We start from the raw sequence: 22,995 nt of genomic DNA, 5'->3' as shown, positions 1-22,995 counted from the left end.
GCGGCCTACGGGGATCAGCGGACGTCGTAGCTGAGCACCAGCGTCCCGTCGGCGCGCAGCAGTTCGAGGCGGACCAGTTCGGCGTCGGTGAACCGGGTCGCCCCGCGCAGGTTCACGTCGTCGCCGGGGGCGGCCAGCCAGGAGGCGATCTGCTCCGTCGCGTCGTCCGGCCCCCGGGCCACCAGCCGGAACGTGTACGCCTTGCCGTAGCCGGCCGTCGCGTCGTACCCGCAGTGCATGGTGACCTCGGTGCCCCACTTGGTGCCGCTCAGCCCGATCTCGGCGTGCACCGCCGGGGTCTTGGCCGCGACCGGCGCCATCGACACCATCCGTACCGCCTGGGTGGTCGGCGTGGGCGTCGGGGCCGGACGCAGGGCGGACGCCCCGGCGACGCCCAGCACCAGGGCGAACCCGGCGGCGACGAGGGCGGTCAGCGCGTACCGTCGGCGGCTGCGGGTCCGCTCCCGACGGCGACGGTCCCGGGCGGTGGCGATCAGGTCGGGCACCCGGCTGACCTCGGGCGGTGGCGGAAGGAACTCCTCCAGCGTGGTCGGGTCGAGCCGGCCCAGCAGACCCGGCAGCACGGCGATCTCGGCCACCGCGTCCCGGCACGCCGCGCACCCGGCCAGGTGCCGCTCGTAGGCGGCCCGGTCGGCGGGGGCGAGCGCACCCAGCACGTACGCGCCGTCGTCGTGTGCGAACTCGCAGCGGGTCATCCGGTCACCCCCATCTCGGCCAGGGCCAACCGTAGTGAACGCAACGCGTAGTGGGTGCGGGACTTGACCGTCCCCGGTGGCACCCCCAGCCGGGCCGCCGCCTCGGCCACCGAACGGCCCTGGTAGAAGCACTCGACCAGCACCTCCCGGTGGGTGGGGCTGAGCCGGCTCAGCGCCTCGGCGATGGTCCAGGCCTCCACCGCGCGCTCCGCTTCGTCCACCGTCTCGGGCGGCTCGGGAAGGTCGTCGGTGAACACCTCGCCGACTCGGGTCGACCGTCGCCGCCAGGCGTCGATCGCCAGGTTGCGGGCGGTCGTGAAGAGCCACGCACGGACCGAGCCGCGACGCGGGTCCAGCGACTCGGGGTGCCGCCAGGCCCGCAGCAGGGTCTCCTGCACCAGGTCCTCGGCCCGGGTGCGGTCCCCGTTGACCAGCCGCAGCGCGTGCGCGTAGAGCGCCTCGGCGTGCTCGTCGTGCAGGGCGCGCAGCAGTTGGGCGTCGTGGTCGCTGATGGTGATCCCCTCGCTTCCCGCCCGACGGGTCCGGCGAACGTGTCCGCCGGTTATTACGCGCCGTGACCCCGAACGGTTCAGCGGTGACTGCTGTTCACATCCGGTTCACACCGAGTCCGGTGGCCGCTCACCCCGTCCTGGCAGCGTCCGGCCGGTACGCACGTCGCGCAGGTGACAACGGCGTGCCACCGACCTGCTTCCAGGAGGCTTTCTTCCATGAGCGACCGCCCCCGGCTGCTCCCGCTGCTCGGCACCACCCGGCACGGCAGCCGCGATGCGATGACCTGCCTGTACCGCTGCGGCAACGCCTGCGACCATCCGGTACCCAACACCTCCGACAACACCTACTTCGGCGACCTGGTCGAGGGGGAGGTGACCCGGCGGGGCGTGGTCCGGGCGGGTGCGGTGGGCGCGCTGGTGCTCGGCTTCGGCGGTGCCGCCGCCGGTGCGCTGGCCGGGGCCGTCCCCGCCGCCGCCGCGCCGGCCACCCCGGTGGTGCCGGAGGTGGCCGACCCGACCGCGCCGCAGCGCGGCGTCGGCAACGGCGCGCTGACCTTCAAGCCGATCCCGCCGAACCAGCTCGACACCCTGGTCGTCCCCAACGGGTACGACCACCACGTGGTCATCCGCTGGGGTGACCCCGTGCTGCCCGGTGCGCCCCGGTTCGACCTGCACGGGCAGACCGCCGCCGCCCAGGCCAAGCAGTTCGGCTACAACAACGACTTCGTCGGGGTGCTGCCGCTGGACCGGCGGGGCAGGCGGGCGCTGCTCGTGGTCAACCACGAGTACACCAACGAGGACCTGATGTTCCCCGGCTTCACCGGCCTGGACAACCTCACCGTCGAGCAGCTGCGCACCGCGATGGCCGCGCACGGCATGTCCGTGGTGGAGCTGGAGCGGGTCGACGGCACCGGGCAGTGGCGGGCGGTGGGCCAGGGCCGGCGGCCGTACAACCGACGGGTCACCGCGCTGGCCACGAAGTTCGAGCTGACCGGCCCGGCCGCCGGCTCGGCGTGGCTGCGTACCGCCGCCGACCCGAAGGGCCGCACGGTGGTCGGCACCCTGAACAACTGCGCCGGTGGGGTCACCCCGTGGGGGACGGTGCTCTCCGGCGAGGAGAACTTCAACCAGTACTTCGTCGGCGCCGACGCCGCGCCCGCCGAGCTGAAGCCGAAGTTCGACAGGTACGGCATCACCACCGCCGCCCGCCACCCCAGCGGCAGCCGGAAGTGGGAGCGGGCCGACGAGCGGTTCGACCTGGCGAAGCACCCCAACGAGGCGCACCGGTTCGGGTGGATCGTCGAGATCGACCCGTTCGACCCGGAGAGCCGCCCGCGCAAGCACACCGCGCTGGGCCGGTTCAAGCACGAGGGCGCCAACGTCATCGTGGCCCGCGACAAGCGGGTGGTCGCGTACATGGGTGACGATGAACGCTTCGACTACCTCTACAAGTTCGTCTCCGACAAGAAGTTCATGCCTGGCGACTCCTGGGTGGCCCGCAAGAACAACCTGACCCTGCTGGAGTCGGGCACCCTGTACGTGGCGCAGTTCAACCAGACCAGCGCCGCCGAGATCGACGGCTCGGGCAAGCTACCCGCCGACGGCGCGTTCAACGGCACCGGCCGGTGGATCAGGCTGGTCAGCGGCAACCGCTCGTACGTCGACGGGATGACCGCCGCCGACGTGCTCACCTTCACCCGGCTCGCCGGGGACAAGGTCGGCGCGACGAAGATGGACCGGCCGGAGGACGTCGAGCCGAGCCTGCTCACCGGCAAGGTGTACGTGGCGCTGACCAACAACTCCGACCGGGGCAAGGCCGGCAAGCCGGCGGCCGACGAGATCAACCCGCGCAACCTCAACAAGCACGGGCAGATCCTGGAACTGGTCGAGGACCGGGGCGACAACACGGTCGAGTCCTTCACCTGGTCGCTGCCGATCGTCGCCGGTGACCCGGCCGACCCGTCGACCTACTTCGCCGGGTACGACAAGACGAAGGTGTCGCCGATCTCCTGCCCGGACAACGTCGCCTTCGACGCCACCGGCAACCTCTGGATCTCCACCGACGGCAACGCGTTGGGCAGCAACGACGGCCTGTTCGCCACCGCCGTCGAGGGGCCGGAGCGGGGGCACCTGAAGCAGTTCCTCACCGTGCCGCTGGGTGCGGAGACCTGCGGGCCGTTCATCACCGGTGACAACCGGTCGGTGTTCGTCGCCGTGCAGCACCCCGGTGAGATCACCGGCGCGTCGGTGGAGAAGCCGGCGTCGACCTGGCCGGACGGCGACTACGCCAAGCCGGGCGTGGTGGTCACCTGGCGGCTCGACGGCGGCCCGATCGGCAGCTGACGCGCCCGTCCCGGGTCGGCCCCCGCCGGGCCGGCCGCGAAGGCCCTCTCCCGCTTCGGTCCGGGAGGGGGCCTTCGCCCGTACGCCGGGCTGTCAGAGGTCGGCGGCGATGCCGTCGGCGACCGCGCGGGCGGCGGTGAGCAGCTTGGCGCGGACCACCCGGGCGGAGGTCATCATCTCGCTGGCGGGCAGGGCGCAGGCCAGCACCACCCGCCGTTCCATGTCCTTGTCCGGGGTGACCAGGACGGCGGCGCACGCCACCCCCTGCCGGAACTGCCCCAGCTCCAACTGCATGCCCCGCCGGTCGCCGGCGGCCAGATCCGCCTCGAACGCCTCGGGGCTGGTCAGGGTGGCGGTGGTGAACGGCCGCATGCCGTAGTCGCGCAGGTAGCGCAGGCGCTGCTCGGTGGTGAGGGTGGCCAGCAGCGCCTTGCCCAGGGCGGTGGCGTGCGCGCCCTCGTCGAAGCCGGGGACCATGTCCTCCAGGTACGGCGAGCGGGCCCCCTCGGCGACGGCGGTGACCGCCACCTGGCCGCCGACGAACCGACCCAGGTAGTGGCTCCAGCCGGTGTCGACGGCGGCCCGCCGCAGCGACTCGCCGACGGCGGCCGGGCCCCGGAACGCGGTGACCAGTTCCCGGTACCGGTCGGCGATCTCCAGTCCGACGATGTAGGTGCCGTCCTCCCGCCGGATCACGTAACCCTCGTAGGCCAGGGTGCGCACCAGGTGGTACGTGGTGGCGACGGTCAGCTCGCAGCGCCGGGCGATCTGCTTGACGGTCAGGCCCTTCGGGGCACGACCGACCGACTCGAGCACGCGTAGCGCGCGGGACACACTTCGGATCAGATCCGAAGGTTCCGCCAGGGGGTCACGCACAACCACCTCCGCAGCCGGGGACTTACACCATATGAAAAACCCGGCCAAGACGGAACGCCCGTTCGGGTGGAGGATGCCAGATCAGGCGGTATACGGCGGGTTCCCAGGCGACACGCCGAGCGTTGTCAGGAACACGACTCGCGTAGGTTGGGCCCACGATGACCGACACCGCCCTCAGCCGTACGCCGGCCGTACGCCCCCTGCGGGCCGGCGGCGGGGCGGTCGCCACCACCATCGCCAGCGTCCTGCCGGTCTTCCTGGTCGGCGGGCTCGCCGTGCAGATGGGCGACGACCTCGGCTTCTCCCCCGCCGGGCTGGGCCTGGCCGTGTCGGTCTACTTCGGCGTCAGCGCGCTCGCCGCGGTGCCGTCGGGCCGGCTGGTGGAGCGGGTCGGCCCGGCCGTGGTGGCCCGCGCCGCCGTCGGACTCGCCGCCGGCTGTCTGCTCGCCATCGCCGGACTGGCCCGCTCGTACCCGGTCCTGGTCGGCCTGCTCGCGCTCAGCGCCGCCGCCAACGCGCTCGGTCAGCTCGCCAGCAACGCCGCGCTGGCCCGGCACGTGCCCGCCCGGCGGCAGGGCCTGTCGTTCGGGGTGAAGCAGGCCGCCATCCCCGCGTCCACCCTGCTGGCCGGGGCGGCGGTACCGGCGATCGCCCTCACCGCCGGCTGGCGCTGGGCGTTCGTGGCCGCCGCCGGGGCCGCGTTGGCCGCGCTACCGGCCGTACCCCCGCAGCCGGCCGGACCGGTACGCGAGCGCGCGGCGGAACGCGGCGGTGGGGCCACCACGGCGCTGGTGGTGGTCGGCGTGGCCGCCACCCTCGCGGCGGGCGCAGCCAACGCGCTGGGCACCTTCGTGGTCGACTCGTCGGTGCACCGGGGCCTCGCCCCCGGCCCGGCCGGACTCGTGCTCACCCTGGGCGGCGCGGTCTGCGTGGCCGCCCGGATCGGCGTCGGCTGGCTGGCCGACCGGCGGGACACCGGTCACGTCGCGCTGATCGCCGTGATGCTGGTGCTCGGGGCCGTCGGGTTGGGGCTGCTGGCGGTGACCGGGGCGGTGCCGCTGACCGTCGGCGTGGTGCTCGGCTTCGGATTGGGCTGGGCGTGGCCCGGCCTGCTGAACTTCGCGGTGGTCCGGCTGCACCCGCAGGCCCCGGCCGCCGCCACCTCGATCACCCAGACCGGGGTGTACGCCGGCGGCTGCCTCGGCCCGCTCGGCCTCGGTGCGCTCGCCACGGCCGGCGGCTACCCGGTGATGTGGCTGACCGCCGGGGTCGCCATGCTCCTCGCCGCCGTCCTCATGCTCACCTGCAGCAGGCTGCTGCGCCGCTCCGCAACGGCCTGAGCGGACCGGACCCGGGTGGCGCGGGGTTCAGCTGGTGCGGTCGGCGATGTAGTCGCAGAGCGACTCCAGCGCCTGCCGGGCCGGAATCCGGGGCAGCGGCGTCAACCGGGCGCGGGCGTCCTCGGCGTAGCTGCGGACGGTCTCCCGGGCCCGCTTGAGCGCCGGGGACTCCCGGAGCAGGCCGAGCGCCTCGGTGTGCAGCGCGTCGTCGACCAGCGGGCCGGTGGCCAGGATCTCCCGCAGCCGCACCGAGGCCGCGTCGGAGTCGTCGCCGGCCAGTGCGTAGAGCACCGGCAGGGTCGGCACCCCCTCCCGCAGGTCGGTGCCGGGTGTCTTGCCCGACTGCATCGACTCGGAGGCGATGTCGAGCAGGTCGTCGGAGAGTTGGAAGGCCACCCCGATGGTCTCGCCGTAGCCGGCGAGGGCCTCGGTGTGCTCCCCGGCCGCCCCACCGAACATGCCGCCGAACCGGGCCGAGGTGGCGATCAGGGAGCCCGTCTTGTCGGCGATCACCCGCAGGTAGTGGTCGACCGGGTCCTCCGTGCGGGGGCCAACGGTCTCGGCGATCTGCCCGTGCACGAGCCGGGCGAAGGTGCGCGCCTGGAGCCGTACCGCCTCCGGGCCGAGGTCAGCGGCGATGTCGGCGGCCCGCGCGAAGAGGTAGTCGCCGACCAGGATGGCCACCGAGTTGGTCCAGCGGGAGTTCGCGCTGGGCGCTCCCCGCCGCACGGCGGCCTCGTCCATCACGTCGTCGTGGTAGAGGGTGGCGAGGTGGGTGAGTTCCATCACCACGGCCGCCGGCACCACCTGCGGGCCCGCCGGGTCGCCGAACTGCGCGCCCAGCGCCACCAGCAACGGCCGGAACCGCTTGCCGCCCGCCTCGACGAGGTGCCGGGCCGCCTCGCTGACGAGCGGGTCGGCGCTGGAGACGCTGGCCCGCAGCTCCACCTCGACGTCGTCCAGCAGGCCCAGCACGGACGCCTCGACCCGCGGATCGGCCAGGTGCACACCGAGCGCACCCACCTGACCCGTGCCCGCCCGGCCCCGACGACCACCGGAGCCGACGGCACCTGAACGCTCCCCCGTCGGAATCACCACGCCATCAACCATGCCACACCCGTTCGACCTGCTCCGGCCGGGGGATACGGCCGTGGGGCCGGCACGCCTGAGCGCACCGGCCCCACGGCCGAACGGAACGGATCACCTGACGAATGCTGCGGCGTCCGTCGCCAGGTCGAGCAGGGGAGCCGGCAGCACGCCGAGGATCAGGGTGGCGGCCACCCCGATCATCAGCGCGGTGGCGGTCAACCCGCCCGGCACCGCGACGGTCGGGGTGCTCTCGCCCGGCTCGGAGAGCCACATCATCACCACGACCCGCAGGTACGGGAAGGCCAGCACCATGCTGGTCAGCACACCGGCCACCACCAGCCAGGCGTGTCCGCTCTCCAGCGCCGGACCGAAGACCGCGAACTTGCTCATGAAGCCGCTGGTCAACGGGATACCGGCGAAGGCCAGCAGGATGAAGGTGAAGACCCCGGCGTAGAACGGCGAGCGGCGGCCCAGCCCGGCCCAGCGGGACAGGTGGGTGGCCTCCCCGTCGGCGTCCCGGACCAGGGTCACCACGGCGAACGCGGCGAGCACCGAGAAGCCGTACGCGGCCAGGTAGAACATCGTGCCGGAGACGCCCGCGCCGGTCGGGGCGAGCACCCCGACGAGCAGGTAGCCGGCGTTGGCGATCGACGAGTACGCCAGCAGCCGCTTGATGTCCGTCTGGGTGACCGCCAGCACCGCGCCGATCAGCATGGTGAGCACCGCCACCACCCCGAGGACCGGGGTGAAGTCCCAGGCCGCCTGGTCGAACGCCACGTGGAAGACCCGCAGCAGGGCACCGAACGCGGCCACCTTCGTGCAGGCCGCCATGAAGCCGGTGACCGGGGTGGGCGCGCCCTGGTAGACGTCCGGGGTCCAGACGTGGAACGGGGCGGCAGCGGCCTTGAACAGCAGGCCGATGGCGATCAGCGCCATCCCGGCGAACAGCAGCACCTCGCTGGCCGGGGACTCGTTCACCGCGGCGTGCACGGTGGCGAAGTCGACGCCTGCCGAACGGCCCGGGATGCCGGCGGTGAAGCCGTACACCAGGGCCACGCCGAACAGGAAGAACGCCGAGGCGTACGCGCCGAGCAGGAAGTACTTCATCGCCGCCTCCTGGCTCAGCAGCCGCCGGCGACGGGCCAGCGCGCAGAGCAGGTAGAGCGGCAGGGAGAAGACCTCCAGCGCGATGAACATGGTCAGCAGGTCGTTCGCCGCCACGAAGATCAGCATGCCGCCGATCGCGAAACTGGTCAGCGGGTAGACCTCGGTCGCCCCGTTGCGCCCCTCGGCCTGCTGCCGGTCGTCGGCCGACTCGGCGGTCACCGCCGCCTGGGCGACGAACGCACCGCCGCGCTCCACCGACCGCTCACCGATCAGCAGCAGCGCCATCGCGGCGAGCACCAGGATGGTGCCCTGGAGGAAGAGGGTGGGACCGTCCACCGCCAGCGCCCCGCCCGCCGTGACCCGCCGGACGTCGGCGCTGAGCACCACCATCACCAGCGCGGCGAGCACCGCCAGCAGGGACAGCGAGAGCTGCACCAGGTGCCGGCGGCGGCGCGGCACGAACGCCTCCACCAGGACACCGAGCAGGGCGACCCCCAACATGATCAGGATCGGGGCGATCGCCGCGTAGTCGATCGACGGCAACTTGAGTTCGGTCACTGCGGATGCCGCCTTTCGTTCGCGACTGCGGCGCTCACTTCGCAGCCTCCTGGACGCTGCCGACCTCAGGGGCGGGATCGGTCTTGCCGACGTCCTGCATGGTCGCCTGGACGGCGGGGTTGATCACATCGGTGACCGGCTTGGGGTAGAAGCCGAGCAGCACGATCAGGGCGATCAGCGGAGCGACCACTGCCTTCTCGCGCAGGGTGAGGTCGCGGTGCATCGCCTTGACCTCGGTCAACTCCGGGTTGAGCGTGCCCTGGGTGGTGCGCTGCACCATCCACAGCACGTACGCCGCCGCCAGGATGATGCCCAGCGTGGCGATCACCGCGACCGGCTTGTTCACCGTGAAGGTGCCGATCAGCACCAGGAACTCGGAGACGAACGGCGCGGTGCCGGGCAGCGCCAGCGACGCCAGACCGGCGAAGAAGAGCACCCCGGCCAGCAGCGGGACCAGCTTGCCCGCCCCGCCGAAGTCGGAGATCAGCGACGATCCCCGGCGGGCGATGAGCATCCCGACGACCAGGAACAGCAGGCCGGTGGCGAGCCCGTGGTTGAGCATGTAGAGCACCGCGCCGGTACCTGCCTGGGTGGTGAAGGCGAAGATGCCGACCCCGATGAACCCGAAGTGCGCGATCGAGGTGTACGACACCAGCCGCTTCAGGTCGGACTGGCCGACGGCCAGCAACGCGGCGTAGAGGATGCCGATCAGCCCCAGTGCCAGCGCCCAGGGGGCGAACCACTTCGACGCCTCCGGGAACAGCGGCAGGCAGTACCGCAGGATGCCGAACGTGCCGACCTTGTCCAGCACGCCGACCAGCAGCGCGGCGGCACCCGCCGGGGCGGCCCGACCGGCGTCCGGCAGCCAGGTGTGGAACGGGAAGAACGGCGCCTTGATCGCGAAGGCGAGGAAGAACCCGAGGAACAGCCAGCGCTCCGTGCCGGTGGAGATGTCCACCTGGGTCAGCGTCTGCCAGTCGAAGGTCTTCCCACCGACCACCCACAGGCCGATCACCGCGGCCAGCATGAACAGCCCACCGACCAGCGAGTACAGGAAGAACTTCACCGCCGCGTACTGCCGCTGGTGGCCGCCGTAGCTGCCGATCAGGAAGTACATCGGCACCAGCATGACCTCGAAGAACACGTAGAACAGGAAGACGTCGGCGGCGGCGAAGACGCCGATCATCGTGGATTCGAGGACGAGCAGCAGGGCGAAGTAGGCCGGCACCGAGCGCTTCGACGCGTCGGCGTCGTGCCAGGACGCCAGGATCACCAGCGGCACCAGCACCGCGATCAGCATCAGCATGACCAGCGCGATGCCGTCGACGGCGAAGGTGAAGTTGACGTCCCAGGTGGGGATCCACGGGTACGACTCGCGGAACTGGAGCCGGTCACCGTCGGCCTGGAAGGAAACCCACATCACCACCGACAGCGCCAGCACCAGCAGCGACCAGCCGAACGCCACCTGCTTGGCCAGGTCGGGCCGGCGACGTGGCAGGAAGGCCACGACCAGGGCGCCGACCAGCGGTGCCACGGTCAGCACCGAGAGGAACGGGAAGTTGGACATTATGCGGCCTTATCTCCGTCGTGGATGCGGGGTCCGCCGGCGGGGGCGGTCGCCTTGAGGTCGATCACGCCAGCCACCCCGCCTGCACCGCCAGGAACGCCGCCACCACGAGCAGCGCGCCGGTCAGGATCGAGGTCGCGTACGACCGGACGAAGCCGGTCTGCCACCGCCGGAGCCGACCCGACCCGCCGCCGACCCCGGCGGCCAGGCCGTTGACCAGGCCGTCGACGCCCCGGTTGTCCAGGAAGACCAGCGCCCGGGTGAGGAAGATGCCCGGCTTCTCGAAGACCACCTCGTTGAAGGCGTCCGTGTAGAGGTTGCGCCGGGCGGCGGTGACCAGCACCCCGGCGGGCTGCGGCGCGGTGGCCGTGCCGTTGCGGAACAGCGCCCAGGCCAGCCCGGCACCGAGCACCGTCACCACCAGCGACAGCGCGGTCAGCAGCCAGTGCGGCAGCACCGCCGCGTGCTCGGCGTGCTCGCCGCCCAGCCCGGCGGTGGCGGTCAGCCAGTCCGGGACGGAGGTGGCGAGCAGGAAACCGGCACCGACCGAACCGATCGCCAGCAGGATCAGCGGGATGGTCATCAGCTTCGGCGACTCGTGCGGGTGCTCGATGTCCTCGGTCCACCGCTTCGGGCCGTGGAAGGTCAGCACGAACAACCGGGTCATGTAGAAGGCGGTCAGCCCCGCGCCGAGCAGCGCCGCCCCGCCGAACAGCCAGGCCGTCCAGCCCTCCCGCTCGAACGCGGCCACGATGATCGGCTCCTTGGAGAAGAAGCCGGAGAACGGGAACATGCCGATGATGGCGAGCCAGCCCATCATGAAGGTGATCCAGGTGATCTTCATGTACTTCGACAGCCCGCCGAAGCGGCGGATGTCCACCTGGTCGTTCATGCCGTGCATCACCGAGCCGGCGCCGAGGAACATGTTGGCCTTGAAGAAGCCGTGCGCCAGCAGGTGCACGATGGCCAGCGCGTACGCCGCGCCGCCGAGGCCGACGCCGAGGAACATGTAGCCGATCTGGCTGACCGTCGACCAGGCCAGCACCCGCTTGATGTCGTCCTTGGCCGCGCCGATGACGCAGCCCATCAGCAGGGTGAGCGCGCCGACGCTGACCACCACGAGCTGGAGCGTCTCGTTGGCCGAGAAGATCGGGTTGGACCGGGCGATCAGGTAGACGCCCGCGGTGACCATGGTGGCGGCGTGGATGAGGGCCGACACCGGGGTCGGGCCCTCCATCGCGTCCGGCAGCCACGCCTGGAGCGGGAACTGACCGGACTTGCCGGCCGCGCCGAGCAGCAGCAGCAGACCCAGCACCAGCACCGTGCCGCTGGCCAGCCCACCGACGGAGGAGAAGACCTCGTCGTACTGGGTGGTGCCGAGGGTGGCGAACAGGATGAAGATGCCGATCGCCAGGCCGGCGTCGCCGACCCGGTTCATCAGGAACGCCTTCTTGCCGGCGGTGGCCGCGCTCGGCCGCCCGTACCAGAAGGAGATCAGCAGGTACGACGCCAGACCGACGCCCTCCCAGCCGAAGTAGAGCATCACGTAGTTGTTGCCGAGCACCAGCAGCAGCATCGCGGCGACGAAGAGGTTGAAGTACGCGAAGAACCGTCGCCGGCCCTTGTCGTGCGCCATGTACTCGACCGCGTAGAGGTGGATCAGGAAACCCACCCCGGTGATCAGCAGGACGAAGACCGCGGCCAGCGGGTCGAAGAGCAGACCGAAGTCCACCCGCAGGTCACCGACCGTGATGAAGTCCCAGAGGCTCAGCTCGACGGACTTGTTCTCCAGCCCGCGCAGCTGGAAGAACGAGGTGAGCCCCAGCACGAACGCGGCGCCGATCGCGGCCACGCCCAGCCAGTGCCCCCAGCGGTCGGCCCGCCGGCCGAGCAGCAGCAGGATCGCCGCGCTGGCCAACGGGATCGCCACCAGCAGCCAGACGCTGCTCAGCAGCCCGTCCGCCGCCGCGTAGGTGACGGCGCCGGCCGGCTCTGCCTGGGCGTACGTCAGAATCTCATCCACCGCAGGGCCCCTTTAGTACTTCAGCAGGTTGGCGTCGTCGACGCTCGCGGAGCGCCGGGTCCGGAAGATCGACATGATGATCGCGAGCCCGACCACGACCTCGGCCGCCGCCACCACCATCACGAAGAACGCCATGATCTGTCCGTTGAGGTCACCGTTGATCCGGCTGAAGGTGACCAGCGTCAGGTTGGCCGCGTTGAGCATCAGCTCGACGCACATGAACAGCACGATCGCGTTGCGCCGCACCAGCACGCCGACCGCGCCGACGGTGAACAGCACCGCGGCCAGGATCAGGTAGTAGTCGGGGGTCACCGGACCGACCTTTCGTTCGCGACTGCGGGGCTCCGCTTCGCTGCACTCCTCGCGCTCACCGAGGCCACGCCGCCGTTCGCGACTGCGGGGCTCCGCTTCGCTGCACTCCTCGCGCTCACCGTTCCGTCCCCTTCAGGGTGGTTTCCTCGGCGGTCAGCTCCCGCTGCGGCAGGATCGCCGGGGTGCTGCGGTCGGTCAGCCGGCCGTCGGGCAGCCGGGCCGGGGTGGCCACCGAGGAGGAGGTGGCGAAGACGCCCGGACCGGGCTTCGGGCCGGGGTAGTTGCCGGGGCGGAACCGGGCCTTCATCGTGGCGACCTGGTCCATCTTGTCTTCCTTGCGCCGCTCGATGTGCGCCAGCACCATCGCCCCGATCGCCGCCGTGATCAGCAGCGCGGAGGTCAACTCGAAGGCCAGGACGTACTTGGTGAACAGCAGCCGGGCGATGCCCTGCACGTTGCCCTCCGCGTTGGCCTGGTCCAGGCCGACGGCGGTGACCCCGTTCAGCGCCCGGTACAGGCCGGTGCCGACCAGCCCGGCGAAGCCGAGTCCGAGCACCACCGCGGCGACCCGCTGGCCGCGCAGCGTCTCGATCAACGAGTCGGAGGCGTCCCGGCCGACCAGCATCAGCACGAACAGGAACAGCATCATGATCGCGCCGGTGTAGACGATGATCTGCACCATGCCGATGAACGGCCCGGCCTGGAGCACGTAGAACACGCCCAGGCAGAGCATGGTGAGCACCAGGAACAGCGCCGAGTGCACCGCGTTGCGCGCCCAGACCATGCCGATCGCGCCGATCAGCGCCAACGGGGCGAGGATCCAGAAGGTGACCTCCTCACCCCCGGACACCTGGCCCGCCGCGGCGAGCACCGTGGACGTGTTCATGCTCCGGCTCCCTTGCCCGCCGCCCGCTGGGCCGCCTGCTCGGCACCCGGGAAGGTCACCCCGGGGTGCTCCTCGACCTGGTAGCGGCCGGGCCCCATCGGCGACTGCTCGGCACCGGCCGAGGTGCCCGGGTTGGTCAGCGCGCCGACGTAGTAGTCCTTCTCGCTGTCACCGAGCCGCATCGGGTGCGGCGGCTGCTCCATGCCTTCGAGCAGCGGAGCGAGCAACTGCTCCTTGGTGAAGATCAGGTCCTGCCGGTTGTCCCGGGCCAGCTCGTACTCGTTGCTCATGGTCAGCGAACGGGTCGGGCAGGCCTCGATGCAGAGCCCGCAAAAGATGCACCGGGCGTAGTTGATCTGGTAGACGCTGGCGTAACGCTCGCCCGGCGAGAAGCGCTGCTCGTCGGTGTTGTCGCCACCCTCGACGTAGATCGCGTCCGCCGGGCAGGCCCAGGCGCACAGCTCGCAGCCGATGCACTTCTCCAGGCCGTCCGGGTGCCGGTTGAGGATGTGCCGCCCGTGGTAGCGCGGCGCCGAAACCGGCGGCTTGAACGGGTAGTCGGTGGTGACGACCTTCCTGAACATGTGCGAGAAGGTGACCCCGAAGCCCTTGAACGTTCCGGTGATCGCGCCCACGTCACACCTCCCTGGAGTCCGAGCCGGTGGCGATGTTGGCCGGCTCCCGCTCGGCGACCACGCGCTTGGTGCGCGGGCTCGGTGGTACCTGTAGATCCAGCGGGGGCAGCGGGAAGCTGCCGTACGGCCGGTTGTCGGCCTGTTCCTGCGGGGTCGGCTTCGGAGCCGGCTTGCGGCTCGGCCACAGCAGCGTCGCCAGCAGCAGCACGCCCGCGCCGATGGCGGTGGCGAGCAGCCGGTCCCGCGACTGCCAGTCCTCGATGGAGCGCAGCCCGGAAAGGACGAGGATCCAGACCAGGTTGATCGGCAGCAGCACCTTCCAGCCGAAGCGCATGAACTGGTCGTAGCGCAACCGGGGCAGGGTGCCCCGGAGCCAGACGAAGACGAAGACCAGCATCAGCACCTTGCCGAAGAACCAGAGCATCGGCCACCAGCCGGTGTTGGCGTCGGCCCACAGGGTGATCGGCCAGGGGGCCCGCCAGCCGCCGAGGAACAGCGTCGTGGTGACCGCGGACATGGTCACCATGGCGACGTACTCGGAGAGCATGAACAGCGCGAACTTCAGCGAGCTGTACTCGGTCATGAAGCCGGCGACCAGCTCCGACTCCGCCTCGGGCAGGTCGAACGGTGCCCGGTTGGTCTCACCGACGGTGGCGATGAAGAAGATGATGAAGCTGGGCAGCAGCAGGATCGCGTACCAGCCCGGCGCGGGGATCTCGACGCCGCCGATGGTGAGCCGGGTGGCGTCCCCCTGGGCGGCGACGATCCCGCTGGTGGACATGGTGCCGGCGGTCATGAACACCGCGACGATGCTCAGCCCCATCGCGACCTCGTACGAGATCATCTGGGCGCTGGAGCGCAGGCCACCGAGCAGCGGGTAGGTCGAGCCGGAGGCCCAACCGCCGAGCACGATGCCGTAGACGGCAAGCGACGAGCAGGCCAGCAGCACCAGCACCGCCACCGGCACGTCGGTGACCTGCAACGGGGTCCGGTGGCCGAAGATGCTCACCATCGGGCCGAACGGGATCACCGACAGCGCGGTGACCGCACAGACCACCGAGATGACCGGGGCGAAGAAGTAGACCACCTTGTCGGCGGCCTTCGGGAGGATGTCCTCCTTGAAGGCCATCTTGAGGCCGTCGGCGAGGGTCTGCAGCAGGCCGAACGGGCCGACCTGGTTGGGGCCGGGCCGGACCTGCATGTAGCCGACGACCCGCCGCTCGAACCAGACGCCGAGCAGGGTGGCGAGCAGGCCGAAGACGAAGGCGAAGACGATCTTGATAAGGACCAGCCACCACGGGTCCCTGCCGAAGTCCGCCAGTGTCGGGTCCTGCGCCAGGAGGGTGTTCACTGTGCACCTCCGGAGATCCGGACCACCGTGCCGGACGCGACGCCGAGGCTGCGCCGTACGGTCGAACCGGGCGAGTTGGTCGGCAGCCAGACGACGCCGTCGGGCATCTCGGTGATGGCCGCCGGCAGGGTGACCGCACCCCGGTCGGTGCCCACCGTGACCGGGTCACCGTCGGCCACGCCGAGCGTCTCGGCGGTGCCCTTGCCCAGCCGGACCACCGGCGGACGGGCGGTACCGGCGAGGTGCTCGTCGCCGTCGGTGAGGCTGCCCAGGTCGATCAGCTGGTGCCAGGTCGCCAGCACCGCCTCGCCCGCACCCGGCTGGGGCACGGTCGCCGGGGCGACCGACGGGCTGACCGGCCGGTCCGCCCGGGTCGGCGGCAGCGCGCCCAACTCCCGGCGGATGCTCGACACGTCGCCGGTGCCGAGCCGGACGTCGAGCTGCGCGGCGATCGCGTCCAGCACCCGCGCGTCGGTCATCGCGGCGGTGTGCAGCACCGCCTCGAAGGTGCGCAGCCGGCCCTCCCAGTCCAGGAAGCTGCCGGCCTTCTCGACCACCGGGGCCACCGGCAGCACCACGTCGGCCCGACGGGCCACCGCCGAGTTGCGCAGCTCCAGGCTGACCAGGAAGGGCACCGCGTCGAGCGCCTGCTCGGCCAGCCTCGGGTCGGCCAGGTCGGCCGGGTCCACGCCGGCCACCACCAGGGCGCCGAGCTGACCGTTCGCGGCGGCGGCCAGGATCTGGTCGGTGTCCCGACCGGCCTGGCTGGGGATCACCCCGGCCGGGATGTCCCACGCCTCGCCCAGCTCGGCGCGGGCCGACGGCTCGGTCACCGGACGCCCGCCGGGCAGCAGGTTGGGCAGGCAGCCCGCGTCGACCGCACCCCGGTCACCCGCGCGCCGCGGCACCCAGGCCAGCTTCGCACCGGTACGCCGGGCGACGTCCGCGGCGGCGGAGAGGCCACCGGGCACACCGGCCAGCCGCTCCCCGACGAACAGGATCGCGCCCTCGGCGCTCAGCGCCTCGGCCACCGTGTCGTGCTCGGCGAGCACGCTCGCCTCCTCGCCCGGCACCACCCGGGCCAGCTTGGCCCCGAGCTTCTCCAGGCCACGGGTGGCGAACGGGGCGATCGCGTAGACCGTCAGCTTCTTCTTCAGGTACGCCTTGCGCAGCCGCAGGAAGAGGATCGGGCACTCCTCCTCCGGCTCCAGCCCGACCAGCACCACCGAGGACGCCTTCTCCACGTCGGCGTAGGTCACGTCGGTGACCCCGGCGACGGTGCTGGCCAGGAAGTCGGACTCCTCGCGGGAGACCGGCCGGGCCCGGAAGTCGATGTCGTTGGTGTTCAGGGCGACCCGGGCGAACTTCGCGTACGCGTAGGCGTCCTCGACGGTCAGCCGGCCGCCGGTCAGCACCGCCGTGCCGCGACCCTCGTCGCGGGCGGCCCGCAGCCCGTCGGCGGCCCGGGTCAGCGCCTCGCTCCAGGACGCCTCCCGCAGCTCACCGGACTTCTCGTCGCGGACCAGCGGGGTGGTGAGCCGGTCGAAGGCGCGGGTGTACTGGAAGCCCCACCGCCCCTTGTCGCAGTTCCACTCCTCGTTGACCTGCGGGTCGTCCCCGGCGAGGCGACGCAGCACCTTGCCCCGCCGCCAGTCGGTGCGCTGCGCGCAGCCGGCCGAGCAGTGCTCGCAGACGCTCGGGCTGGAAACCAGGTCGAACGGGCGGGCCCGGAACCGGTACTGCGCCCCGGTGAGCGCGCCGACCGGGCAGATCTGCACGGTGTTGCCGGAGAAGTACGAGTTGAACGGGACGTCGCCGGAGTCGCCCTCCGCGCCGTACGCGTCGTCCCGGTAGATGTTGATCTCCTCGGCGGACGACCGGCCCATCAGGTCGATGAACTTGTCGCCGGCGATCTCCTCGGAGAACCGGGTGCAACGCTGGCAGAGCACGCAGCGCTCCCGGTCGAGCAGCACCTGGGTGCTGATCTCCATCGGCTTCTCGTACTCCCGCTTGTGCTCGTGGAAACGGGAGTCGGTGCGGCCGGTGGACATCGCCTGGTTCTGCAGCGGGCACTCACCACCCTTGTCACACATCGGGCAGTCCAACGGGTGGTTGACCAGCAGCAGCTCCATCACCCCCTCCTGCGCCTTCTTGGCGACCGGGGAGGTGAGCTGGGTGCGGACCACCATGCCCTCGGCGACGGTCTGGGTGCAGGAGGCGACCGGCTTGCGCTGCCCCTCCACCTCGACCAGGCACTGCCGGCAGGCGCCGGCCGGGGCCAGCAGCGGGTGGTCGCAGAACCGGGGGATCTCGGTGCCCAACTGCTCGGCGACCCGGATCAGCAGCGCCCCCTTGGGAGCGGTGACCTCGACGCCGTCGATGGTGAGCGTCACGGTCTCGGTCTGCCTGGCTACGTCAGTCATCAGAGTCGCCTTCCCTTCGCGACTGCGGGACTCGCAAGCTCGTTCCTCGCGCTCATCAGTGGGCTCCAACCAGAGACTTGTCGGAGAGCTTCGGCGCGGTACGCCCCTCGATGTAGTCGAGGTAGTCCTGCTTGAAGTACTGCAACGACGAGGTCACCGAGCTGGTCGCGCCGTCACCCAGGCCGCAGAACGAGCGGCCGAGGATGTTGTCGCAGGTGTCGAGCAGGGTGTCCAGGTCCTCGTGGGTGCCCTGGCCGGCGAGGATGCGCCGGTAGACCCGGACCATCCAGTAGTTGCCCTCCCGGCACGGGGTGCACTTGCCGCACGACTCGTGGTGGTAGAACTCCAGCCACCGGTAGGTCGCGTAGACCGGGCAGTCCTGGTCGGAGAAGATCTGGGTGGCCGTGGTGCCCAGGATCGAGCCGGCCGCCGCCACCCCCTCGAAGTCCAGCGGCACGTCCAGGTGCTCGGCGGTGAGCAGCGGGGTCGACGAGCCACCAGGCGTCCAGAACCGGAGCTGGTGACCGGGCTGCATCCCGCCGGCCAGCTCGATCAGCTCGCGCAGGGTGACGCCCAGGCCGCACTCGAACTGACCCGGGTTGGCGATCCGGCCGGACAGCGAGTAGATCATCGGGCCGGACGACTTCTCGGTGCCCATCGACTTCCACCAGTCCGCACCGCCCAGCACGATGTACGGCACGCTGGCGATGGTGCCGACGTTGTTGACCACCGTCGGGCTGGCGTACAGGCCGTGGGTGGCCGGGAACGGCGGGCGGAGCCGGGGCTGCCCCCGGAACCCCTCCAGCGAGTCCAGCAGCGCCGTCTCCTCGCCGCAGATGTACGCCCCGGCACCGGAGTGCACCACCAGTTCCAGGTCGAACCCGGTGCCCAGGATGTTGCGCCCGAGGTAGCCCTTGGCCTGCGCCTCGGCCACCGCGTTACGCAGCCGGCGGGCGGCGTGCACCGCCTCGCCCCGGATGTAGATGTAGGCCCGGCTGGCCCGGATCGCGTACGAGGCGATGATGACCCCCTCGACCAGCGAGTGCGGGTCGTGGGTCATCAGCGGCAGGTCCTTGCAGGTGCCCGGCTCGCCCTCGTCGGCGTTGACCACCAGGTAGTGCGGCTTGCCGTCGCCCTGCGGGATGAAGCCCCACTTGAGGCCGGTGGGGAAGCCCGCGCCACCCCGCCCACGCAGCCCGGAGTCCTTGATCAGCTGGATCAGGTCGTCCGGGTGGGCCTTGAGGGCCTTGCGCAGCGCGGCGTAGCCGTCGAGCTTCTCGTAGGCACCGATCCGCCAGGCGTCCGGGGAGAGCCAGCGGCGGGTCAGCACCGGGGTCAGCTTGGCCAGGGTCTCCGGCCGGGGAGTGGTCACTTCTGGGCCCCCGTCTCGCTCGCGACGGCGGAGCCCGCGCCCGCAGCGCCCGTTTCCGCCTCGGCTTCCTTGAGGTTGCGCTCCTGCGCGCCGGCCTCGTCGCCGGCGGGCTTGCCGTCACCGGCGGGGGCGTTCGCGGCCACCCCGGCCGCCTGCGCCGCCTGCGCGTCGCGGGTGGCCGGTGGTGCGCCGTCCGTCGGGACCTTGGTGCCGGGGGCGTCCGGCACGGCGGTGGCCGCGTCGGGCTGCCGGGTCTCGGCGGTACGCACCTGCGGCGACTTGTCGTCCGGGGCCTTGACGTCCGGCGCGGTGCTGCCGGTGACCTGCTCCGGCTTCGCCGCCGGGGCGGCCGGTGCGGGGGCCTTGGCGGCCTCGGCCTTCGCCTTGGCCTCGGCGGCGGCCCGGTCGGCCTCGGCCTTGCTGCGGATCGGGGTCTTCGGGTCGTAGCCCGGTGCCGTGATGCCGTGCTGCTCGGCCAGGCGCAGGCCACGCAGGGTGGCCTCGCCCGGTCCGCCGTCGGCGACCGCGCCCTCACGCTCGTCGGCGAAGCCGGCGAGCTGCACCGCCATCTCCTTGAGCGTGCAGAGCCGGGCACCCCGGGTCGGCATCGGCCGGCCACCGGCGCGCAGCTCGTCCACCACGCCGAGGGCGCCCTGCGGGTCGACGCCGTCGAAGAAGTCGTAGTTGACGGTCATCACCGGGCCGTAGTCGCACGCCGCCAGACACTCGGCGTGCTCCAGGGTGATCTTCCCGTCGGCGGTGGTCTCGTCGTGCCCGACGCCGAGGTGCTCGGCGAGCGTGTCGTAGACCTCCTGCCCGCCGAGCACGTTGCACATCGTGTTGGTGCAGACGCTGACCAGGTAGTCACCGGTGGGCCGGCGCTTGTACATGGTGTAGAAGGTGGCCACCGCGCCGACCTGGGCCTTGTTCAGCCCCAGCACCTCGGCGCAGAACGCCACCCCGGCCGGGGAGACGTAGCCCTCCTCGGCCTGCACCAGGTGCAGCAGCGGCAGCAGCGCCGAGCGGGACCGGTCGGCCGGGTACCGGGCGATGATCTCCCGCGCCCGCTCGCGCGTGGTTTCGTTGAAGACGGTCATCGGTCACATCCACCCATCACGGGGTCCAGCGAGGCGCCACCGGCGATCACGTCGGCGATCAGGCCGCCCTCGGCCATCGCCGGAAGGGCCTGGAGGTTGACGAAGCTCGGCTCCCGGTAGTGCACCCGGTACGGCCGGGTGCCGCCGTCGGAGACCGCGTGCACGCCCAGCTCGCCCCGGGGCGACTCGATGCCGACGTACACCTGGCCCGGCGGGACCCGGAAGCCCTCGGTGACCAGCTTGAAGTGGTGGATCAGCGACTCCATCGACTGACCCATGATCTTGGCGACGTGTTCCAGCGAGTTGCCCATGCCGTCCACGCCGATGGCGAGCTGCGCCGGCCAGGCGATCTTGCGGTCGGCCACCATCACCGGCCCCGGCCGCAGCCGGTCCAACGCCTGCTCGACCAGCTTGAGCGACTCCCGGATCTCGGCGAGCCGGACCAGGTAGCGGCCCCAGACGTCGCCGTCCGGGTGGGTCGGCACGTCGAACTCGTACGTCTCGTAGCCGCAGTACGGCATGGTCTTGCGCAGGTCCCAGGCTAGGCCGGCGGAGCGCAGCACCGGGCCGGTGACACCGAGCGCGACACAGGCGGTCACGTCGAGCACCGCGACGCCCTGGGTGCGCTCGGTCCAGATCGGCTGCCCGGAGAGGAGGTCCTCGTACTCCTTGAGCTTCTTCGGCATCATCGTGAGGAACTCGCGGATCTTGACGATCGCGGCGTCCGGGACGTCCTGCGCCACCCCGCCCGGCCGGACGTACGCGTGGTTCATCCGCAGGCCGGTGATGGTCTCGAAGATGTCGAGGATGTACTCCCGCTCGCGGAAGCCGTACAGCATGATCGAGATGGCACCCAGCTCCATGCCGGTGGTGGCCAGCCAGACCAGGTGCGAGGAGATCCGGTTCAGCTCCATCATCAGGACCCGGATCGTGGTGGCCCGCTCGGTGATGTCGTCGGTGATGCCGAGCAGCTTCTCCACCGCGAGGCTGTACGCCGTCTCGTTGAAGATCGGGGAGAGGTAGTCCATCCGGGTCACGAACGTCGAACCCTGCACCCAGTTGCGGTACTCGAGGTTCTTCTCGATGCCGGTGTGCAGGTAGCCGACGACCGAGCGGGCCTCACGGACCGTCTCGCCCTCCAGCTCCAGGATCAGCCGGAGCACGCCGTGCGTCGACGGGTGCTGCGGACCCATGTTCACGACGATCCGCTCGTCGTTGATCGGGTCGGTGCCGGAGACGACCTGGTCCCAGTCCCCACCGGTGACGGTGAAGACCCGGCCCTCGGTGGTCTCCCGCTCGGTCGCGTAGTTGGACGTGGTCACAGCACCGGCCTTCCGTTCGCGACTGCGGGGCTCCGCTCCGCTGCACTCCTCGCGCTCACTGGTACGACCTCCGGCGGTCCGGCGGCGGGATCTCCGCGCCCTTGTACTCGACGGGGACGCCGCCGAGCGGGTAGTCCTTGCGCTGCGGGTGGCCCTCCCAGTCGTCGGGCATCAGGACCCGGGTCAGGTTGGGGTGGCCGTCGAAGATGACCCCGAACATGTCGTACGCCTCGCGCTCCTGCCAGTCGGCCGTCGGGTAGACGGCGGTGACGCTGGGCAGGTGCGGGTGCTCGGCGGAGACTGCCGCCTCCAGCCGGACCCGACGCCGGTAGGTCATCGAGGTGAGCTGGTAGACCACGTGCAGCCGGCGCTCGTCGGCACCGAGGTAGTCCACCCCGGACACCGAGGAGCACAGCTCGAAGCGCAGCGCGAGGTCGTCCCGCATCACCTGGCACACCTCGGCGATCCGCTCCGGGCGGACGTGCAGGGTCAGCTCGCCCCGGTCGACGACGACCTTCTCGATCGCGTCGCCGAACTGCGGGTACGCCTCCTCCAGCGCGTCGCGCACCTCGTCGAAGTAGCCCCCGTACGGCCGGGGGGCCTCCTCGATCGGGGTGCGCTGGCGGACCAGGCCGCCGTAGCCGGACACGTCGCCGGTGCCCTGCATGCCGAACATGCCGCGTCCGGCGGGGCTGGACGGCGGCAGCTCGGCGGGAGCACCGCTGGTCGCACCGGCCGGGGTGACCGGTACCGGCACCCCGCCGTCGTTGGTGCGGTCGTCAGTCACTTGGGGCCCCTCTGCGACTGGAGGTGGTTCTGGGCGTTCATCCAGTTCTCGATCCGCAACTGCTCCTCGCGCCCCTCGCGGACCGCCTTCGTCCACTCGGCACGACGGGCCTTGTCGTTGCGGTACGACGACGGCATCGAGCCGTACGGCACCACGGGCACGTCGCCGCGCTCCAGGCGGGCCGCCTGCATCTTGCGGCCGTTCGGGCCCAGCGGCTCGTACATGATCTTCTCGCGGAGCTTGAGGATCGCGTCGATGAGCATCTCGGGGCGGGGCGGGCAGCCCGGCAGGTACATGTCGACCGGGACGACGTGGTCGACGCCCTGGACGATCGCGTAGTTGTTGAACATGCCGCCGCTGCTGGCGCAGACGCCCATGGAGAGCACCCAGCGGGGCTCGGCCATCTGGTCGTAGATCTGGCGCAGGACCGGGGCCATCTTCTGGCTCACCCGGCCGGCCACGATCATCAGGTCGGCCTGACGCGGCGAGGCGCGGAAGACCTCCATGCCCCAGCGGCCCATGTCGTAGTGCGGGCCACCGGCCGCCATCATCTCGATGGCGCAGCAGGCCAGGCCGAAGGTGGCGCCCCAGACGGACGACTTCCGCGACCAGTTGACCAGCTTCTCCACGGAGGTGAGCAGGACGCCGGCGGGGAGTTTCTCCTCGATGCCCATCTGAC

The 22,995-nt window shown here is 71.4% G+C and carries 19 protein-coding genes; 2 read left to right on the top strand and 17 right to left on the bottom strand.

Going from position 1 to position 22,995, the window contains the following annotated elements:
- Nucleotides 1-14: 14 nt before the first annotated feature.
- Nucleotides 15-716 (bottom strand): anti-sigma factor family protein, encoded by a 702-nt coding sequence (locus ACN268_RS24105; protein ID WP_421485109.1) that lies wholly within the window; start codon nucleotides 714-716, stop codon nucleotides 15-17.
- On the bottom strand, nucleotides 713-1,207 hold the full coding sequence (locus tag ACN268_RS24100; RefSeq protein ID WP_245854939.1) for a sigma-70 family RNA polymerase sigma factor: 495 nt from the start codon (nucleotides 1,205-1,207) through the stop codon (nucleotides 713-715). Before ACN268_RS24100 ends, ACN268_RS24105 begins: the two co-directional genes overlap by 4 nt.
- 237 nt (nucleotides 1,208-1,444) lie before the next feature.
- Here ACN268_RS24100 and ACN268_RS24095 point away from each other — a divergent pair, with 237 nt between their 5' ends.
- On the top strand, nucleotides 1,445-3,571 hold the full coding sequence (locus tag ACN268_RS24095) for a PhoX family protein (RefSeq protein WP_421485108.1): 2,127 nt from the start codon (nucleotides 1,445-1,447) through the stop codon (nucleotides 3,569-3,571).
- A gap of 93 nt (nucleotides 3,572-3,664) precedes the next feature.
- On the opposite strand, the gene ACN268_RS24090 is transcribed toward ACN268_RS24095, so the two are convergent.
- Nucleotides 3,665-4,447 (bottom strand): IclR family transcriptional regulator, encoded by a 783-nt coding sequence (locus ACN268_RS24090; RefSeq protein ID WP_088646144.1) that lies wholly within the window; start codon nucleotides 4,445-4,447, stop codon nucleotides 3,665-3,667.
- Between the two features lie 158 nt (nucleotides 4,448-4,605).
- Here ACN268_RS24090 and ACN268_RS24085 point away from each other — a divergent pair, with 158 nt between their 5' ends.
- Entirely contained in the window at nucleotides 4,606-5,787 is a 1,182-nt protein-coding gene (locus ACN268_RS24085; protein WP_421485107.1) for an MFS transporter, read from the top strand.
- A 27-nt stretch (nucleotides 5,788-5,814) separates the two neighbouring features.
- Here the strand turns inward: ACN268_RS24085 and ACN268_RS24080 are convergent, their stop codons facing one another.
- The 14 genes from ACN268_RS24080 to ACN268_RS24015 all read right to left on the bottom strand — a co-directional run bounded on the left by ACN268_RS24080 (nucleotide 5,815) and on the right by ACN268_RS24015 (nucleotide 22,990).
- Nucleotides 5,815-6,897 (bottom strand): polyprenyl synthetase family protein, encoded by a 1,083-nt coding sequence (locus tag ACN268_RS24080; protein ID WP_421485106.1) that lies wholly within the window; start codon nucleotides 6,895-6,897, stop codon nucleotides 5,815-5,817.
- A gap of 90 nt (nucleotides 6,898-6,987) precedes the next feature.
- On the bottom strand, nucleotides 6,988-8,541 hold the full coding sequence (nuoN, locus tag ACN268_RS24075; protein ID WP_204925777.1) for an NADH-quinone oxidoreductase subunit NuoN: 1,554 nt from the start codon (nucleotides 8,539-8,541) through the stop codon (nucleotides 6,988-6,990).
- Between the two features lie 34 nt (nucleotides 8,542-8,575).
- Complete coding sequence (locus ACN268_RS24070) at nucleotides 8,576-10,108, bottom strand: NADH-quinone oxidoreductase subunit M (RefSeq protein ID WP_421485105.1); 1,533 nt, start codon at nucleotides 10,106-10,108, stop codon at nucleotides 8,576-8,578.
- Between the two features lie 64 nt (nucleotides 10,109-10,172).
- Complete coding sequence (gene nuoL / locus ACN268_RS24065) at nucleotides 10,173-12,131, bottom strand: NADH-quinone oxidoreductase subunit L (RefSeq protein WP_421485104.1); 1,959 nt, start codon at nucleotides 12,129-12,131, stop codon at nucleotides 10,173-10,175.
- Between the two features lie 12 nt (nucleotides 12,132-12,143).
- Nucleotides 12,144-12,443, bottom strand: coding sequence for an NADH-quinone oxidoreductase subunit NuoK (nuoK, locus tag ACN268_RS24060; protein WP_067300503.1), 300 nt, complete (start codon nucleotides 12,441-12,443; stop codon nucleotides 12,144-12,146).
- A 115-nt stretch (nucleotides 12,444-12,558) separates the two neighbouring features.
- Entirely contained in the window at nucleotides 12,559-13,329 is a 771-nt protein-coding gene (locus ACN268_RS24055) for an NADH-quinone oxidoreductase subunit J (protein WP_088646150.1), read from the bottom strand.
- Nucleotides 13,326-13,964: an NADH-quinone oxidoreductase subunit NuoI gene (gene nuoI / locus ACN268_RS24050; RefSeq protein WP_088646151.1), complete on the bottom strand. Its 639-nt coding sequence runs from the start codon at nucleotides 13,962-13,964 to the stop codon at nucleotides 13,326-13,328. The genes ACN268_RS24055 and nuoI overlap by 4 nt, the downstream gene beginning before the upstream one ends.
- Before the next feature lies 1 nt (nucleotide 13,965).
- The gene (nuoH, locus tag ACN268_RS24045) at nucleotides 13,966-15,315 is read right to left on the bottom strand and encodes an NADH-quinone oxidoreductase subunit NuoH (RefSeq protein WP_421485103.1); all 1,350 of its coding nucleotides are present in this window, start codon (nucleotides 15,313-15,315) and stop codon (nucleotides 13,966-13,968) included.
- Nucleotides 15,312-17,738, bottom strand: a complete 2,427-nt coding sequence (locus ACN268_RS24040) for an NADH-quinone oxidoreductase subunit G (protein WP_421485102.1) — start codon at nucleotides 17,736-17,738, stop codon at nucleotides 15,312-15,314. The genes nuoH and ACN268_RS24040 overlap by 4 nt, the downstream gene beginning before the upstream one ends.
- A 55-nt stretch (nucleotides 17,739-17,793) precedes the next feature.
- Nucleotides 17,794-19,110, bottom strand: coding sequence for an NADH-quinone oxidoreductase subunit NuoF (nuoF, locus tag ACN268_RS24035; RefSeq protein WP_421485101.1), 1,317 nt, complete (start codon nucleotides 19,108-19,110; stop codon nucleotides 17,794-17,796).
- Nucleotides 19,107-20,207: an NADH-quinone oxidoreductase subunit NuoE gene (gene nuoE, locus ACN268_RS24030; RefSeq protein WP_421485100.1), complete on the bottom strand. Its 1,101-nt coding sequence runs from the start codon at nucleotides 20,205-20,207 to the stop codon at nucleotides 19,107-19,109. The genes nuoF and nuoE overlap by 4 nt, the downstream gene beginning before the upstream one ends.
- Entirely contained in the window at nucleotides 20,204-21,529 is a 1,326-nt protein-coding gene (locus tag ACN268_RS24025; protein ID WP_421485099.1) for an NADH-quinone oxidoreductase subunit D, read from the bottom strand. The genes nuoE and ACN268_RS24025 overlap by 4 nt, the downstream gene beginning before the upstream one ends.
- 55 nt (nucleotides 21,530-21,584) lie before the next feature.
- A complete protein-coding gene (locus ACN268_RS24020) occupies nucleotides 21,585-22,316 on the bottom strand; it encodes an NADH-quinone oxidoreductase subunit C (RefSeq protein WP_088646157.1) in 732 nt (243 codons plus the stop codon).
- The gene (locus ACN268_RS24015) at nucleotides 22,313-22,990 is read right to left on the bottom strand and encodes a NuoB/complex I 20 kDa subunit family protein (RefSeq protein ID WP_088646158.1); all 678 of its coding nucleotides are present in this window, start codon (nucleotides 22,988-22,990) and stop codon (nucleotides 22,313-22,315) included. The genes ACN268_RS24020 and ACN268_RS24015 overlap by 4 nt, the downstream gene beginning before the upstream one ends.
- Nucleotides 22,991-22,995 lie beyond the last annotated feature (5 nt).

The organism is Micromonospora sp. WMMD735 (assembly GCF_049178995.1).
Lineage (GTDB): Bacteria > Actinomycetota > Actinomycetes > Mycobacteriales > Micromonosporaceae > Micromonospora > Micromonospora wenchangensis.
The sequence above is the reverse complement of the archived record's forward strand: the minus strand, read 5'-3'. Positions and strand labels throughout refer to the sequence as shown.